We start from the raw sequence: 17133 nt of genomic DNA on the forward strand, positions 1-17133 counted from the left end.
TGAGCACGTGACGAGCATAAAACACACAGAAACATAATTTTTATGAATGTTTATATAAGTAATGGCTTGTCATTTTCAATATCTTGCTCTTCGCTCTAATACTCATTGTAAAAACACAAGAACATTCCTGGTTTTATCAGGTTAACTGGACAAAACCTGCTAGATTTATCATCACGGCTTTTTTTCGATAGGTAGTAAGATGTTGCACGTGTCGTGGGACCCTGTATTGATTGGGATTTCCTTTGTTGTCGCATTTATTGCCTCCTTTATTGCCCTCGACAGTGCGGGTAAGGTAGCAATCTCCAGCAAACGTGAATCTACCTTCTGGCGGCTATCTGGCGGCGCTACGCTGGGTATGGGGATCTGGTCGATGCATTTTATCGGTATGCTGGCCATGAAAATGACTATGCCGATCAATTATCACCTATCACTCACCGCGTTTTCGTTCTTTATTGCGCTCATTTCTGCAACCCTCGCCATCAATATCGCTATTTCCGGTAATACGTTATCAACAAAACGACTGGTCATTGCCACCAGCATATTGAGTGCCGGCGTTGTCACGATGCACTACGTTGGCATGTATGCCATTATCGAACATGTGGCCATCTCATGGGATCGCTCGCTGATTTTGCTCTCTGTAATTATTGCCGTCGTTGCGTCTGGCGTAGGTTTATGGCTGGCCTTCCATTTACGCCAAAACACCCGTCGCGTGCTGATTAACCGACTTATTGCTGCCCTTATTATGGCGCTGGCAATTGCTTCTATGCATTACACCGGTATGGGAGCGGCAACGTTCACCCATTTTGGACACACTGCGCACGATGGGCTCAGTACGCTGGAACTCTCTGTCTGGGTCTGCGCCGTCACGCTGATTATTTTGGGTATCATGCTGGTCGTCTCAATGGTGGATTCACAACTGCGCACTTCCCGACTGGCTGACAACCTGCATCAGTTGAACTGCCAGCTTGAACATCAGGTCCACTTCGACGCGCTGACCGGACTTGCTAATCGAACGCAAATAGATACCCGCTTACAGGCCTGCCTGCGGCATTCCAAATTGCATCAACAGCATTTCGCGTTGGTATTTATCGACCTCGATCGTTTTAAAGTCGTTAACGATACCTGGGGGCATCACATCGGTGATCAACTGCTGATTGCCAGTACACAGCGTATCTACAGTTGCCTTGATGACTCAATGACGCTGGCAAGACTGGGGGGAGATGAATTTATCCTGCTGGTTCAAGACTGCAACCCGCAGGCTATCTCCGCCTTGCTTGCGCAAATTTCAGATGCGATCGGTGACCCCTTTACCTTATTCGGTCATACCATTCGGGTTTCGTTAAGTGCGGGGAGCAGTATTTATCCCGAACATGGCTCGACACTGCATGAGCTAAAAGTGAAGGCCGATATGGCGATGTATCATGTCAAACAGGCGGGCAGAAACGGCTGGGCTATTTATAGTCCCCAGATGGAAGCTATCGCTGATACGCCGCCGACATTTCTACAGGAACTTTCACAAGCGCTTGAACGCAACCAGTTTGAGCTATGGTATCAGCCTAAATATACCGCCGGAGATCATTCCCTGACTGGTTTTGAAGCATTATTACGCTGGCATCATCCGGAGCGCGGCATGCTGCTACCGGCTGAATTTCTGCCTGCGCTGGAAGAAACGGGCCTGATTATTCCCGTCGGCAAATGGGTTATCCAACAGGCATGTTTGCAGTTGCATCAGTGGACATTACAAGGGAATACAGAATGGACGCTCGCCGTTAACCTCTCCCCCGCCCAGTTTGAACAGCATGATATTATTGATGTTGTTTGCAACGCCCTGGCGCAATACCAACTTTCACCTGCCTGTCTCACGCTGGAGCTCACGGAGAGCACTGCACTTAAAAATTTAAAACGCAGTATTGAAATCCTGAATGCTTTCTCTGCTTTGGGGATCACCGTTTCTATTGATGATTTCGGCACTGGTTATTCAAATATACTGATGTTGAAGTCACTTCCGGCACGGGAATTAAAAATCGACAGGATATTTGTCAAAGATATTAGCGAGAACAGTAAAAATACAAAAATTGTGTCTACCATTATTGACATAGCTCACTCCATGAATATGCGCGTGGTGGCTGAAGGAATAGAAACCCAGGAGCAGGAATTACTTCTTACCCAGATGGGATGTAGCATGCTGCAAGGTTTCCTGTTTGCAAAACCGCTGCCAGCGCATAAGATTCATGAACTGATACAACCAGAAAACAGCATCAAACAAAAGCCAGTCGTACAACCTTTGTCTCACCGACAATCAATAACTTTGTGAGACTGTAATATCTAAAATATTCGCCATTAAACGGGCAACACAGCAGATAAAGATAACGGGATTATCGATGAGCACAACCGAGCTGCATTCACTGGATTTGTTAACCTTTCCGGTGTGGATTGTTTCGCCACAAACCGAAGAACTGGTGTTCGCTAATATCGTTGCACGTGAGCTAATGCAGGATCTCTGTTTTTCCCCACTGCGCAAGGGCATATTCTCAACGCATTCTCAAAATGATTTAACCATGTATCTCAGTGACTTGAGCAATCATCATCACGTTGTTGAGATCCTCACGGTTTACCGCGATGGTGAGGAAATCGCGTTGGCCAGCCGCCTGTCCATTAAATCTCTGCCGGGCGTGGGGGATGTTATCCTTTTCGAAGGCATTGAAACGCCAACTGCGCAAGGTCTGAAAGCCAGCCGTTCAGCAACTTATCAACGAAAAAAACAGGGCTTTTATGCGCGTTTTTTCCAGACCAACTCCGCGCCAATGTTACTGATTGATCCGTCCCGCGATGGCCTGATCGTTGATGCAAACCTCAGTGCCCTGAATTTTTATGGTTACAACCTTGATGTGATGTGCCAGAAACATACCTGGGAGATCAACATGCTGGGCCGCCATATATTGCCGGTAATGCATGAAATCGCCCATCTGCCCGGCGGCCATAAGCCTTTGCACTTTGTCCATAAACTGGCAGACGGCACCTCACGTCATGTACAAACCTACGCCGGACCGATTGAAATTTACGGTAATAAACTCATGTTGTGCATTATTCATGACATTACCGAACAAAAACGGCTGGAACAGGAGCTTGAGCATGCCGCTCTGCGTGACCCTTTAACGGGATTACTTAATCGCCGACATTTTTATCAGGTAACCGAGCCGGAGCAGACGCATGCGGTATCATTGACGCAGGACTACAGCCTTTTATTGATCGACACCGATCGTTTTAAAAGCATTAACGATCTCTTCGGTCATTTAAAAGGCGATGAAGTGCTTTGTGCTCTGGCCCGCACACTGGAATCCTGTGCACGAAAAGACGATCTTATTTTTCGCTGGGGTGGTGAAGAATTTGTGCTGCTGCTGCCGCGAACCTCGCTGGATGTCGCCCTCAATCTTGCAGAAGTGATCCGCGCAACGGTAGCCAAGGTTACTCTCCCTGGTCTTCCCCGCTTTACCGTCAGCATTGGCGTTGCGCGGCACGAAACGAACGAAAGTATTGATGAATTATTCAAACGCGTGGACGACGCGTTGTACAAAGCCAAGCACGAAGGCAGGAACAGAGTATTGGCCGCCTGATGAATACGTGGCTCAACGGCTGCGCTTAGCGTGACGCTCCCAGTTTTCCTGTTTTGCCTGCGCGGTTTTACGTAATGCCACATAGCATGCCCCGCTGCCGCCGTGATGCGGCAAAGCGGCGCAGTAGGCCTGGACGTCATCAAATTCTGTCAGCCAGCGCGCCACATAGCTGCGAACAATATTGGCATGAGCGTTATCGTCACGCCCCTTACCGTGTATCACTAGCACATTACGTAATCCATCTTGCTGTGCCTGCAGAATAAAACTGAATAGCATCTGGCGGCATGTTTCTACGGGCTGGCGGATGAGATTAAGGCTCGCCTGCTGCGGATATCTTCCGGTTCGCAGTTTGTCAGTCACGCCGTGCTGTAAACCTTCGCGACGAAACTCAAGCGGCTCGTTCAACGGGATAATATCGAGAAACCCCGTCGTGAGAAAGTTATCCAGTTGAAGCGTATCGATACGCGCCGGAGTGCGGATATTACGCGTTGGCTGCCAGTGTACATCGGCGCAGCCCTTCAGTGGTTGGACATCCCCCATAGCATCCAGAAACAGCGAAGCATCATCAAGATTCATGTTTCTTCCTCCAGCGAATTACGACGAGCATTATCATAACCGCGCACTATTATACCGACAACGGTTTACGATTATTTCCAATAATTCACCTGGCTCGCTCCGCTGAAAAGATCTACTCACGACATACAGATATCCGTTTTTAGGGGTATAGCTGCAACTGTTGCTGCCGTGATAATGTGTAACCTCGCCTGAACGCTGTAATGAGAGAAACGGATGCTGAACTTACTGGAAGACACCATCGACACGCCGCTGGGCCCGCTGTGGGTTATTTGTGATGAGCAATTTCGCCTGCGCGCGGTGGAATGGGATCAGCACCGAGATCGCATGGAACAATTGCTGGATATTCATTACCGCACAGAAGGTTATCAGCGCATTACAGCCAATAACCCTGGCGGATTAAGCGATAAACTGTCGGAGTATTTTGCCGGGAATCTCAGCATTATTGACACGCTGGAAACGGCAACGGCTGGCACGCCTTTCCAGCGTGAAGTCTGGCAAGCATTACGCACTATCCCGTGTGGGCAGGTCATGCACTATGGTCAACTGGCCGAACAGTTAGGGCGCCCCGGTGCTGCAAGAGCCGTCGGTGCGGCCAATGGCGCCAACCCGGTAAGCATTGTGGTCCCCTGCCATCGCGTCATTGGGCGTAACGGCACCATGACTGGATATGCTGGCGGGGTACAGCGAAAAGAGTGGTTATTGCGTCACGAAGGCTATTTGCTACTCTAGATTCCAGGCAATTAATGCCTTATTCGTCACACTTTCGCATAATGTGACAACAAATTTAATGCGGTTAATCAAGGAGATACAAACATTCATTCCGGTTATACCTGAATTATTCTCTATTGGGAGTAGCTCAGGCTTACGTGCTCACCAAAAAGATGTTAAAATTGACAAATATCAATTACGGCTTGAGCAGACCTATGATCCCGGAAAAGCGAATTATACGGCGCATTCAGTCTGGCGGTTGTGCTATCCATTGCCAGGATTGCAGCATCAGCCAGCTTTGCATCCCGTTCACACTTAACGAGCATGAGCTTGACCAGCTCGATAACATCATCGAGCGCAAAAAGCCTATCCAAAAGGGGCAAACGCTCTTTAAAGCAGGTGATGAACTTAAATCACTCTACGCTATCCGCTCCGGAACGATTAAAAGCTATACCATTACCGAACAAGGCGATGAGCAAATTACCGGCTTCCATCTGGCGGGTGATCTGGTCGGTTTTGACGCGATTGGCAGCGGACATCACCCGAGCTTTGCCCAGGCGCTGGAAACCTCAATGGTTTGCGAAATTCCTTTCGAAACCCTTGATGACCTGTCCGGAAAAATGCCGAATCTGCGTCAGCAGATGATGCGTCTGATGAGTGGCGAAATCAAAGGCGACCAGGATATGATCCTGCTGTTGTCGAAGAAAAATGCAGAAGAGCGCCTGGCGGCCTTTATCTACAACTTGTCTCGCCGCTTTGCCCAGCGCGGATTCTCGCCTCGTGAGTTCCGCCTGACCATGACCCGCGGCGACATCGGTAACTACCTGGGCCTGACGGTTGAAACCATCAGCCGCCTGTTGGGTCGTTTCCAGAAAAGCGGTATGCTGGCAGTGAAAGGCAAATACATAACTATTGAGAATAGCGACGCGCTGGCAGTTCTTGCTGGCCACACGCGTAACGTAGCGTAATCTTTCCGCAAGCATTTCTGTTATCCTTCTGTCAAATCGCTAAATTTTCCCGATTTATTGATCTGGCAGGAGGTTCTCCCCTGTTTCAATCCACATTATTGGGTTACTCTTTTAATTACAAACTGCGATGACAGTTGTAAGGAGACCCTGTATGGCTATGTATAAAAATATGCTGGTCGTCATCGATCCAAACCAGGACGATCAACCAGCATTACGGCGAGCTGTTTATTTGCATCAACGGATTGGTGGCAAAATTAAAGCCTTTTTGCCAATCTATGACTTTTCCTACGAAATGACTACCCTGCTGTCGCCCGATGAGCGTACGGCAATGCGTCAGGGGGTCATCAGCCAGCGAACAGCCTGGATCCGTGAACAAGCAAAATACTACATCGAAGCAGGGATCCCTCTTGAAATTAAAGTGGTATGGCACAACCGTCCCTTTGAAGCCATCATCCAGGAAGTCATTAGCGCTCAGCATGACCTGGTCCTCAAAATGGCACACCAACACGACCGCCTCGAAGCCGTAATTTTCACGCCTACCGACTGGCATTTATTGCGCAAATGTCCAAGCCCGGTATGGATGGTTAAAGATCAGCCATGGCCTGAAGAGGGTAAAGCGCTGGTTGCGGTGAACCTCGCCAGTGAAGAGCCTTATCACAACGCGCTCAATGAAAAACTGGTCAAAGAGACGCTGCAACTAGCAGAACAGGTTAACCATACTGAAGTGCATCTGGTTGGCGCCTACCCTGTTACGCCAATCAATATCGCAATTGAACTACCTGAGTTTGACCCCAGCGTTTATAACGACGCGATCCGTGGACAGCATCTGCTGGCCATGAAGGCGTTGCGCCAGAAATTCAGTATCGATGAGAAAGTGACGCACGTTGAAAAAGGATTGCCTGAAGAGGTCATTCCTGATTTAGCCGAGCACTTGCAGGCGGGTATTGTAGTACTGGGTACCGTCGGTCGTACCGGTATTTCTGCCGCGTTCCTTGGTAACACCGCTGAACAGGTTATCGATCACCTACGCTGCGACCTGCTGGTCATCAAGCCGGATGAATATCAGACGCCAGTTGAACTGGATGATGAAGAAGACGATTAACCACACAACTCAATGCCGGATGGCGATCTCATCCGGCATAACAAACGCTTAGTGTTGCTCCTCGCCGCCGAGGAAATAGATTCCCAGCGGGATAGCCAACAGAATCGTAAACACCATGCTGTAGACACAAATCATTGCCGATTGAATGGCGTACATTGAAGCGGTCCAGTCGGATAGGGGAATGTCATACTGTTCAATCACACCACCGATCGTCGCTCGCGTCACGACCGACGCTGCGATAATAAACACCCCAAGCAGGCACAACAGAAACTTCCGTCCCTTCGCTGTCTTCAGCTTAGCCATGATCATAGTACTGTCCTTTTGCAGATGAAAACCTTGTTACTTTGCGCTAACAATACCATGACATCAACTGACTGTCTGCTACATAAACCGCTTTCAGGGTGGATACCAGCGCTATTTCGCCGAAAATAGCGCTAATTGCATTATATATCTCCCCTATGGATTAATGATCTGACCGCCAGAACTGAGTAAAATATTCGAGGATTAGGATATCAGAAGATATTTCACTACCACGGAGCTGTTGGAAGAATCATGATCGCTGAACTGTTTATAAATAATGCGTTTAATTTGACGGTAATTCTCAGCTGCTGTGCCGCGCTGGTTCTGATGAGCGTCTGGTATCATCGTGGAGAGCGTCGCTGCAAAGGATTCATATTTCATGCCGCGCAATTTCTTGTCTATGCCATTATCATCGGGACGTTAGGCAGTATTGCTAATAACGTTATCGAAAATTACAGCCTGAAATTTATCTCCTCCAGCGTGGTCGACTTTATCTGCACCTCGTTGATTGCGCTGATCCTTACCATCAAACTTTTTCTGGTAATTAATCAGTTTGAAAAGACGCAGATTAATAAAGGTAGAGATATCACCAGCGCGAGGATCCTGTCGCGAATCATCAAGATTACCATCGTGGTTGCCATCATTTTGCTGTATGGCGAACATTTCGGTATGAGCTTATCCGGCCTGTTAACCTTCGGCGGCATCGGCGGTATCGCTGTAGGTATGGCAGGCAAAGACATTCTGAGCAACTTTTTCTCAGGGATTATGCTCTACTTCGACAGACCCTTTAGCATCGGCGACTGGATCCGCTCCCCGGACCGCAATATTGAAGGTACAGTTACGGAAATCGGCTGGCGAATGACCAAAATAAACACCTTCGATCATCGTCCGTTATATGTCCCGAACTCGATTTTCTCCTCTATCAGCGTAGAAAACCCAGGAAGGATGACGAATCGCCGCATCAAAACGGTGATCGGGTTACGATATGAAGATGCTGATAAAGTCAGTGCCGTTGTCGAGTCGGTCAGAGAAATGCTGCAAAACCATCCGGGAATAGACCAGAAACAAACCCTGTTGGTTTATTTTAATGAATTCGCCGACTCATCGCTGAATATCATGGTGTATTGCTTCACGAAAACCACCGTGTGGCAGGAATGGCTTGCGGTACAGCAGGACGTTTATTTAAAGATTATTTCGATAGTCAAGGCACACGACGCCGACTTTGCGTTCCCCAGCCAGACGCTGTATATGGATAATCCTGAAGTATCGCCATCGACACACTAACAAAAGAAAAGGCGCGGAAATCCGCGTCTTTTTTCTGCACTTATTTCAATGAGGCAATATCAATGACAAAGCAGTACCAGCGCCAGCGTTGGAATATACGGATTCAGGTCATGTAGATACAGGACTGTATCAATAATCAGCTCAAACTGATTCACTTCGGGCATCGGATTCTTTACCTGCAGAACGCGTGCCCCGCACAGCTCAGGGGAGCAGGTTGTACTCAGCGTCGCTTACCGGTTCAAGCCACTCGTTCGATGCGCCCGCTGCCGGGATTTCCACAGCGATATGGGCAAACCAGCTATCACGCGCAGCACCGTGCCAGTGTTTCATTCCCGCCGGGATGTGTACGACATCACCAGTTTTCAGTTCGCGCGCCGGTTGATTCCACGCCTGATACCAGCCTCTGCCGCCGGTCACCAGCAAGATTTGTCCCCCTTGATGATGGATATGCCAGAAGTTACGACAGCCCGGCTCAAATGCTACGTTACCAATGACCACGCCTTCCATGGAGAGCATAGTCAGATAGCTGTCGCCAGTGAAATATTTCGCATACGCTTCATTTTTCTCTCCGCGAGGAAAGACGCTGTTACCATCAAATTGTTGACTCATAATCTCCGCGCCGGCGCTGGAGACGGTATTCCGTTGATTTTGCATTTCGACTCTCCAAAACGGTGGCAGCACGCGCCACCGATGCTGAAAACTATAAAAATTATAGAGACTCGACAGGCGGGTGATTAGAGGTGAAAAGAAGGACAACCTTATGAATCATGCTCATCAATAGTCGGTAACAGGTACAACATTTCTACTGGAGATGGCGTGAAGCCTTAGGCCACAATTTCAATCAAGTTGCCGTCAGGATCGCGTATCACCGCTTCGTAATAGCCATCACCGGTGGTGCGCGGGCCAGAAACTAATATCCCCTGTTCTTTTGCACGCATCGCCATGGCATCAACGTTTTCACTGCCGCCAACTGAAATGGCGAGATGCACCCAGCCTGAGGTGTTATTGTCGGGAGCATGTTTTGTCAGTCCAGGCTTAGTCATTAACTCAATCGCGATATCCTCACCAATTTTGACAAAATAGGATTCAAATCCAGGATTGGTTTTACTGCAGTATTTTTCGTTGATCTTTGCGTCAAAAAACGTGACCCAGAATTGAGCTTGTTGCTCAAGATCCCGTGTCCATAACGCCATATGCGCAACCTTCATAGCTAACCTCTTCTTGTTGTATCCAAACAATAGGTTCCCTAAAGGGATGTTGACATCGTGAACCATAATGCACAATTATGCTTGTTATTGCTCGATGTTTATTTCACTGGAGTATTGATGCTCGATTACGCAGCATTCCCTGAACAGCGCCAGGCGCTTATCTATCAGATCCTGCAGGAAAACGGCAGAGTCATCTGTTCCGAACTTGCCAGCAGGTTAGGCGTTTCGGAACATACAATCCGCCGCGACCTGCATGAACTGAGTAAAGATGGCGTGTGTAAAAAAGTCTATGGAGGCGCGGTCATTGCACTCCCTGAATCCGAAGACATCACCGTGCGCAAGAGTATTAATGTGGCGAAAAAGAGCAATATCGCGCAGAGATGCGCCCGGATGGTCAAATCCGGAAGCTGCATTTTTATCGACACGGGCAGTACTAATCTGGCGATGGCTGAAGCCCTACCCGCCGAGCTGGCGTTAACCGTGGTAACAAATTCCCCGGAGATTGCCGCCGTTTTACTAAAAAAACCACTGTTTGACGTCATTATGCTGGGCGGCGCGGTGCAACGATCTTCTGGAGGGTGCGTGGGTGCCACCGCTATCTCGCAGGTGCAGGGCATTTTATTCGATCAGGGATTTATTGGCGGCTGCGCGATGTCGCCAGAATCCGGCTTAACCGGATTTGATTACGCGGATTGTGAGTTCAAAAAAGCGGTGATCAAACAGTGTAATGAAACTATTGTCGCGCTGACGGCTGAAAAGATCCCGGCCATCGCCCGTTATGTCGTTACCGAAAGCAGCAATATCGATGTAATTGTCGTCGAGGAAAATATCAGCAAAGAGTATGCCACGGCGTTTCAGGCGCACGACATTCGTATTTATACAGTGTAACCCATTCTATTGGGTGATACTTTTCCATTGCTTTTATGAGCCACCTTCTCCACAGCCTTGTCTGTTCGGGAAATCGCCAATGCAACGTCCCGAACATGCCAGCGATATCAGTGCTTCACAATATACATTGTACGACTATAAGCCACATCTTCAGGGTTAGTAATCGGATACCCTTTCAGCCACGGTTTAATTAAACGCCCGTTGGTGTACTGATAAATCGGCGCAATGGGAGCCTGTTCCATCAGAATGTTCTCCGCAGCGTTATAATCAGCATTGCGTGCTTTCTGCGTATTCTCCAGGGTTGCCTGGGTCAACACTTTATCGTACGCCGGATTATTAAAGCGGGAGATATTGCCCGTATGGGTTGATGTTAATAGCGACAGGAACGTAGATGGCTCATTGTAATCGCCCACCCACGAGGCGCGGATCACATCAAAATTACCGGTATTGCGGCTATCGATATAAGTTTTCCACTCCTGGTTTTGCAGTTTCACGTCAACGCCGAGATTTTTCTTCCACATAGACGCAACAGCAATAGCGATCTTCTGATGATTTTCAGAGGTGTTATACAGCAACGTCAGTTTAAGTGGTTTCTGTGGACCATAGCCCGCCGCACGCAGCAGCGTTTTCGCCTGCGCGTTCAGCTCTTCCTGACTCATTTGCTCAAACGGTGAAGGTTCCGGCACAAACCCTGCCGTTACATCCGGCGTAAAATGCCATGCGGGCTTTTCGCCGGTACCCAGAACTTTCTCCGCCATCAGGCGACGATCGATAGTCATGCTGAGCGCCAGGCGCACGCGTGAGTCGGCAGTTGGTCCCTTCTGGGTATTAAAGGCATAGTAGTAAGTGCCAAGCTGCGGCGGGGTGTAAACCTGGCCCGGGATGTCCTTCAACAGTTTCTGATACATGTTTTTCGGGAACGACTCGGTAATATCGATATCACCAGCAAGATAGCGCTTGGTCGCTGCCGATTCCTGGTTAATAGGCAGGAAGGTGACTTTTTGCAGCACCGTTTTGGCGTTGTCCCAATAATGCGTGTTCGGCACAACGTCCAGTTTTTCGTTCACCACGCGATCTTTGAGCACATAGGCGCCGTTACCAATTAGATTGCCTGGTTTGGTCCAATCTTTACCGCTCTCAACGTTAGCTTTTTGTACCGGATAGAAAGCAAAACTCGCCGTCAGATTAGCAAACCATGGCAGCGGTTTATCAAGTTGGACCTTCAATGTACGCGCATCGATCGCGCTAACGCCGAGCTTATCTGGCGAGGCTTTTCCATCGATGATCGCCTGTGCGTTGTTAATACCCGCCAGCGCAGCAAACCAGGCAAACGGCGACAGCGTTTTCGGGTCAACCAGACGCTGCCAGCTATAGACAAAATCCTGCGCCGTTACCGGCGTACCATCTGCCCATTGCGCATTGTCGCGCAGCGTAAACGTCCAGATACGGTTATCGTTGCTTTTCCACTGAGTGGCAACACCGGGCACAATCTCGCCCTTCTCATTCTGGTTGACCAGCCCTTCAAATAAATCACGAATAACCTGAATTTCAGGAAGCCCGACGGCCTTTGCCGGATCCAATGACGCCGGTTCGTCTTTGATATGACGCACCAGTTCTTGCTTTTCTGCCAGTACCGTTCCGCTGGGAACATCAGCAGCCCAGGATAATGAAATGCTGCTTACCAATAGCGCACAACAGGTTACTGAAACAGAATGCTGCATAAAATACCCTCAATTCCGGCTACTAAGTGAATGTGTAATTATTTGTATCGCCAGCAGGAAATGCAATTAACTTTCGACAAGGAAATGATATTACATCTGAAAAGACAAGTGTGTGAAAACGATTTGATTATCCATACATTTTGCACAACACTGCGAGTAACAATCCACGCATTCAGAGATGACTATGACCGTTACCCGCCCCCGTGCCGAGCGCGGCGCATTCCCACCTGGAACCGAACATTACGGACGATCATTATTAGGCGCGCCGCTAATCTGGTTTCCCGCAATGGCGGCCGATCGCGAAAGCGGTCTGATACTGGCAGGAACGCACGGCGACGAAAACGCATCGGTCGTCACCCTTTCCTGCGCATTGCGTACGCTTAACCCTTCCTTACGTCGTCACCATGTGGTGCTGGCGGTTAACCCTGACGGTTGCCAGCTCGGGCTGCGCGCAAATGCGAACGGAGTGGATCTAAACCGTAACTTTCCCGCTGCCAACTGGAAAGCGGGTGAAACGGTGTATCGCTGGAACAGCAGCGCAGAAGAACGCGATGTGGTGTTGTTGACCGGCGAAAATCCGGGCTCAGAACCAGAAACCCAGGCGCTGTGCCAGCTTATTCACCGAATTCATCCTGCGTGGGTGATCTCTTTTCACGATCCGCTGGCCTGTATTGAAGATCCCAGGCGCAGCGAATTAGGCGCGTGGCTGGCGCAGTCGTTTGAATTACCTCTCGTCACCAGCGTAGGTTATGAAACGCCCGGCTCATTTGGAAGCTGGTGCGCAGACCTGAACTTACACTGTATAACCGCCGAATTTCCGCCCATCTCTTCAGATGAAGCGAGCGAGAAATACCTGCTGACCATGTCCAATCTCCTGCGCTGGCACCCTAGAGATGAAGTTGTCCGGTCGTAAAATGCAGGGCCGGCTCCGCGTCGCTGGCAAGCCAGGTAGGGCCATCAAGATCGGCAAAGTTAACCTGCGGCGTAAGGGGTAACGCCGCGCCAATCGCCCGGGAAGTGCACAGCATGCAGCCCAGCATTAGCGCAAATCCCTGCTCGCGGGCTTCGGTTGCCAGCGCCAGCGCCTCCGTCAGGCCGCCTGTTTTATCCAGTTTGATATTGACCATTTCATAGCGCCCGTGCAGCGCTTTCAGGCTGCTGCGGGTGTGGCAGCTTTCATCTGCGCAGATCGGCAGCGGATGCACAAAATTTTCCAATGCGGCATCGTCCTGCGCTGGCAGCGGCTGCTCCAGCATCGCCACCCCTAAATCAGCCAGAAGCTGGCAGCGCGCCGCCAGACCTTCTGCCCGCCAGGATTCATTGGCGTCGACAATAATCGTGGCATCAGGGACTGCTGCACGAATAGCAACCATCCGCTCGCTAATCAAGCGCGCATCCAGTTTAACTTTTAGCAGTTTCGCGCCATTTTCCCACAGTGCAGCCGCACTCACCGCCATTTGTTCCGGCGTGCCAATTACCACGGTTTGCGCCGTCGTCACCACTTCCGCCAGCTCACTTCCCACCAACTCTGCCAGTGACAGTTGCTGTTGACGCGCACTCAGATCCCACAACGCGCAGTCCACAGCATTACGCGCGGCTCCCGCTGGCAGCAGCTTTTGCAGCTCTTCACGCGTCAGTCCATTTTCCAGTTGTGGGGCAATGCTCATAATTTGCGCCAGCACTGAGGCATCGCTTTCACCATAGCGCGGGTACGGTGTGCACTCGCCGATACCCGTGACGCCGTTTTCTGCCACTTCAACCACCACCACATGCGCTTCGGTTCTGCTCCCACGGGCAGTAACAAAGGGAGTGTGCAGCGGCCAGGCTTCCTCATACACCTTAACTGTTCTCATTTGCTTTCCTTAATGCAGTCCCTGAAGCGGATATCCGCAAATAGCGTTTGCCGTGCTAACTGCTGATGGCATAAACTAGCCTCGACGTTAACTATATGTAAACAGGAAGATAACCATGTCACAAACCGTTCATTTCCAGGGCAACCCGGTTACAGTTGCCGGCTCAATTCCTCAGGCTGGAAGCAAAGCTCAGGCTTTTACCCTTGTGGCTAAAGACCTGTCTGACGTTACGCTGGGCCAGTTCGCAGGCAAGCGCAAAGTGCTGAATATTTTCCCAAGCATCGATACCGGCGTTTGTGCGGCATCGGTACGTAAGTTTAACCAACTGGCGACAGAAATCGACAATACCGTCGTACTGTGCATTTCGGCCGACCTGCCATTCGCCCATTCACGTTTTTGCGGCGCGGAAGGTCTGAGCAACGTTATCACGCTGTCCACCCTGCGCAACGCAGAATTTCTGAAAAACTACGGCGTAGAAATCGCTGAAGGCCCACTGAAAGGTCTGGCCGCACGTGCCGTGGTCGTTATTGATGAAAATGACAACGTCGTTTTCAGCCAACTGGTCAATGAAATCACCAACGAGCCAGACTACACTGCTGCGCTGGACGTACTGAAAGCTTAAGCCACGTCTTGCACATACGGAGGTAATGAATCTGTTGCCTCCGGCGTATTGCTACGTTCACCTTATGTTTGTCACTTCTCTGAGACAATACGACCTGTGAACGTGTTAAGGGTACTATCGCCGTACCCTTAACAATCCCGGCTCCCGGCGGGAAAATTGCCGCTCCGCGGTTCCCTCCGTTTATTCCTCCAGGCTACCGGGCCGGGCGCGAGGTAGCATCCCTGCAAAACGCGCCCTGAACCCGCATCCCTGCGGGTTCTCCCGGCCTTACGCAAACACGTCGGCAATTTTCAGCCGGACCAGCCCACACCTGACCTCCTGCACTTTTATTGGAATATATCTGAACAGCAAAACAGATTTAACTGGAAGTCAGTGCGCAGCAGCGATGACCCCGGTCCGGCTGAAAATCGATGAGGCGTTGACGGCTGACCGGGTCTGCCCGCAGGGATGCGGGCAGAGGGAACGGCCTGCAGGGACGCAGGCTCGGTCCCGACCCGACAGGCAGACGGCATAAGACGAATGAATCGCGCAGCGACGATTTTCCCGCCGGGAGCCTGGGTTGCAAGGGAGGCGGCGGTGAGCCTCCCTTGCACGTTCACAGGTATCTGCGCTTCAGAAAAGTAATACCACTGAGGTGAACGGAACCCTGAGCCGAAATCACATGTTCTCCATAATGCTTAACTGACAAGCATTACTCCGGCCAGGAGGCATTTTCATTTACCGCGTTACTCTTCGCTTTTTTTCTGCTGGCTCAGGCCGTATTCGCGCAATTTGTTGGCAATCGCGGTATGCGAAACGCCGAGGCGCTTGGCCAGTTTGCGCGTGCTGGGATAATTCATATAAAGCTGCGTCAGCACAGAGCGTTCAAAGCGGCTGGTAATTTCATCCAGCGATCCTTCCATCACCTCTTCTCCGACCGCAACCGTTGCCGCATCGTAATCCGGCAGTAAAATATCCTGCGGCCGCAGCTCATAGCCTTCAAGCTGGGTCAGCGCCCGGTAGATGGCATTTTTAAGCTGACGCACGTTGCCCGGCCAACCGTAGCGGGTTAACACCGTGCTGAGATCGGCAGACAACTTCGGACGCGGCACGCCCTGCTCGTCGGCGAAGCGCGCCACAAACAGTTCGGTAAGCGGCATAATATCCTGCGGGCAATCGCGTAGCGGCGGCAGATTTAGCGTCAGTACATTCAGTCGATAATAGAGATCTTCACGGAAAAGCCCTTTCTGCACCATTTCCACAAGGTTCTTTTGCGTCGCGCAAATCACGCGGACATCAACATGAACTTCGTGATCTTCTCCCACGCGGCGGAACGTGCCGTCATTGAGAAAACGCAGCAATTTGGTCTGCATACGCGGCGACATTTCACCAATTTCATCTAACAGAACCGAGCCGCCATTCGCCTGCTCAAAGAAGCCTTTTTTGCCTTCCGGGGCATGGCCAAACAGCTCACTTTCGACTGCATCTTCAGGAATTGACGCGCAGTTCAGCGCCAGATACGGCTTCGACGCACGCGGGCTTGCCAGGTGGCAGGCATGGGCAAAGAGATCTTTGCCGGTGCCGGTATTACCAGTAATCAGCAGCGGCGCACTCAGTGTCGCCAGCTTACGCGCCTGTTCCACTACGTGTTTCATTTTGGCGCTGACGGCAATAATCTGGCTAAACGCGCTCAAATCCTGCGTAGTCATATTTTGCAGCTGACGCCCCATCCGGATGGTGGAGCGCAGCATGACAACAGCACCGGTCAGCATCTGCTCCTGATTTTCACCCTGCAAATGGACAGGCGTAATCTCCATCAGGAAGTTCTGTCCGTTAATTACGACATGCTCGCTATGAGAATCCTGCGGATTGCTTTCGAGCCAGCGCTGGAAGTTAAACCCATTGATTAACTGGGCGGCGGTATGATTGCGCATCCGATCCTGAGTGTGCGCGAAAAGCTGACAGCTCGCAGGGTTCGCCATCTCGATTTTGCTTTTCATATCCAGAGAAAGGACCGGTTCTGGTAACGCCTCAAGCAGCGCGCTCAACGCAAGATGTTCTCGTTCGGAAGGCATCCAGGGCACGGTACGCACATCCGTAACCCCTGAAATACGGCGGATTTCAGCCATCAGACTACTGAAGTTGGTGAACTCCAGTTCCGCAAAATTGAGGTAAATCCGCCCGATGGGGTCAATCTCGATACCGCGTAAATCAATGCTTCTCAGCACCAGTAAATCGAGCAATTCGCGGGTCAGACCAAGTCGGTCTTCACAAAAGACTTCCAAACGCATAGGAACCTTCACCTGGACA

At 50.4% G+C, this 17133-nt stretch carries 16 protein-coding genes; 9 read left to right on the top strand and 7 right to left on the bottom strand.

All coding sequences use genetic code 11. The features are described from left to right. Positions 1–199 precede the first annotated feature (199 nt). Together B9P82_RS13870 and B9P82_RS13875 are read left to right on the top strand one after the other, a co-directional pair. Positions 200–2314 carry a putative bifunctional diguanylate cyclase/phosphodiesterase gene (locus tag B9P82_RS13870; protein WP_101700498.1) on the top strand — a complete coding sequence of 705 codons (2115 nt, stop codon included), beginning with the start codon at positions 200–202 and terminating at the stop codon, positions 2312–2314. Between the two features lie 67 nt (positions 2315–2381). Beyond that, positions 2382–3614, top strand: a complete 1233-nt coding sequence (locus tag B9P82_RS13875; protein WP_016156622.1) for a GGDEF domain-containing protein — start codon at positions 2382–2384, stop codon at positions 3612–3614. A 12-nt stretch (positions 3615–3626) separates the two neighbouring features. Here the strand turns inward: B9P82_RS13875 and smrA are convergent, their stop codons facing one another. Beyond that, the gene (smrA, locus tag B9P82_RS13880; protein ID WP_053388543.1) at positions 3627–4190 is read right to left on the bottom strand and encodes a DNA endonuclease SmrA; all 564 of its coding nucleotides are present in this window, start codon (positions 4188–4190) and stop codon (positions 3627–3629) included. A 213-nt stretch (positions 4191–4403) separates the two neighbouring features. Between smrA and ogt the strand changes: the two genes are divergently transcribed. The 3 genes from ogt (at position 4404) to uspE (ending at position 6968) form a co-directional block, all read left to right on the top strand. Further along, on the top strand, positions 4404–4919 hold the full coding sequence (gene ogt, locus B9P82_RS13885) for a methylated-DNA--[protein]-cysteine S-methyltransferase (RefSeq protein ID WP_046274552.1): 516 nt from the start codon (positions 4404–4406) through the stop codon (positions 4917–4919). A gap of 194 nt (positions 4920–5113) precedes the next feature. Then, positions 5114–5866 (top strand): fumarate/nitrate reduction transcriptional regulator Fnr, encoded by a 753-nt coding sequence (gene fnr, locus B9P82_RS13890; RefSeq protein ID WP_003020397.1) that lies wholly within the window; start codon positions 5114–5116, stop codon positions 5864–5866. Between the two features lie 151 nt (positions 5867–6017). Continuing rightward, the gene (gene uspE / locus B9P82_RS13895; RefSeq protein WP_016153204.1) at positions 6018–6968 is read left to right on the top strand and encodes a universal stress protein UspE; all 951 of its coding nucleotides are present in this window, start codon (positions 6018–6020) and stop codon (positions 6966–6968) included. 48 nt (positions 6969–7016) lie between these two features. Here the strand turns inward: uspE and B9P82_RS13900 are convergent, their stop codons facing one another. Continuing rightward, entirely contained in the window at positions 7017–7277 is a 261-nt protein-coding gene (locus tag B9P82_RS13900; protein WP_003020403.1) for a DUF2534 family protein, read from the bottom strand. Between the two features lie 243 nt (positions 7278–7520). Between B9P82_RS13900 and B9P82_RS13905 the strand changes: the two genes are divergently transcribed. After that, positions 7521–8552, top strand: coding sequence for a mechanosensitive ion channel family protein (locus B9P82_RS13905; RefSeq protein WP_016153205.1), 1032 nt, complete (start codon positions 7521–7523; stop codon positions 8550–8552). Positions 8553–8753: 201 nt separating this feature from the next. Here B9P82_RS13905 and B9P82_RS13915 read toward each other — a convergent pair whose 3' ends face one another. After that, positions 8754–9161 carry a cupin domain-containing protein gene (locus B9P82_RS13915; protein WP_172976620.1) on the bottom strand — a complete coding sequence of 136 codons (408 nt, stop codon included), beginning with the start codon at positions 9159–9161 and terminating at the stop codon, positions 8754–8756. A 215-nt stretch (positions 9162–9376) separates the two neighbouring features. Continuing rightward, positions 9377–9760 carry a VOC family protein gene (locus B9P82_RS13920; protein ID WP_019076857.1) on the bottom strand — a complete coding sequence of 128 codons (384 nt, stop codon included), beginning with the start codon at positions 9758–9760 and terminating at the stop codon, positions 9377–9379. A gap of 117 nt (positions 9761–9877) precedes the next feature. Here B9P82_RS13920 and B9P82_RS13925 point away from each other — a divergent pair, with 117 nt between their 5' ends. Then, positions 9878–10648, top strand: a complete 771-nt coding sequence (locus tag B9P82_RS13925; RefSeq protein WP_046274549.1) for a DeoR/GlpR family DNA-binding transcription regulator — start codon at positions 9878–9880, stop codon at positions 10646–10648. A 107-nt stretch (positions 10649–10755) separates the two neighbouring features. On the opposite strand, the gene mppA is transcribed toward B9P82_RS13925, so the two are convergent. After that, complete coding sequence (gene mppA, locus B9P82_RS13930) at positions 10756–12369, bottom strand: murein tripeptide ABC transporter substrate-binding protein MppA (protein ID WP_016153209.1); 1614 nt, start codon at positions 12367–12369, stop codon at positions 10756–10758. Between the two features lie 184 nt (positions 12370–12553). Here mppA and mpaA point away from each other — a divergent pair, with 184 nt between their 5' ends. Then, complete coding sequence (mpaA, locus tag B9P82_RS13935; protein ID WP_101700500.1) at positions 12554–13282, top strand: murein tripeptide amidase MpaA; 729 nt, start codon at positions 12554–12556, stop codon at positions 13280–13282. Here the strand turns inward: mpaA and ycjG are convergent. Further along, the gene (ycjG, locus tag B9P82_RS13940; protein ID WP_101700501.1) at positions 13257–14222 is read right to left on the bottom strand and encodes an L-Ala-D/L-Glu epimerase; all 966 of its coding nucleotides are present in this window, start codon (positions 14220–14222) and stop codon (positions 13257–13259) included. The two genes, mpaA and ycjG, sit on opposite strands and share 26 nt — an antisense overlap. 115 nt (positions 14223–14337) lie before the next feature. Here ycjG and tpx point away from each other — a divergent pair, with 115 nt between their 5' ends. After that, positions 14338–14844: a thiol peroxidase gene (gene tpx, locus B9P82_RS13945; RefSeq protein ID WP_016153212.1), complete on the top strand. Its 507-nt coding sequence runs from the start codon at positions 14338–14340 to the stop codon at positions 14842–14844. 725 nt (positions 14845–15569) lie between these two features. On the opposite strand, the gene tyrR is transcribed toward tpx, so the two are convergent. After that, positions 15570–17114, bottom strand: a complete 1545-nt coding sequence (gene tyrR, locus B9P82_RS13960) for a transcriptional regulator TyrR (protein WP_016153213.1) — start codon at positions 17112–17114, stop codon at positions 15570–15572. Positions 17115–17133 lie beyond the last annotated feature (19 nt).

The sequence above is a fragment of the Citrobacter sp. L55 genome (assembly GCF_002850715.1).
GTDB classification, from domain to species: Bacteria; Pseudomonadota; Gammaproteobacteria; order Enterobacterales; family Enterobacteriaceae; genus Citrobacter; species Citrobacter braakii.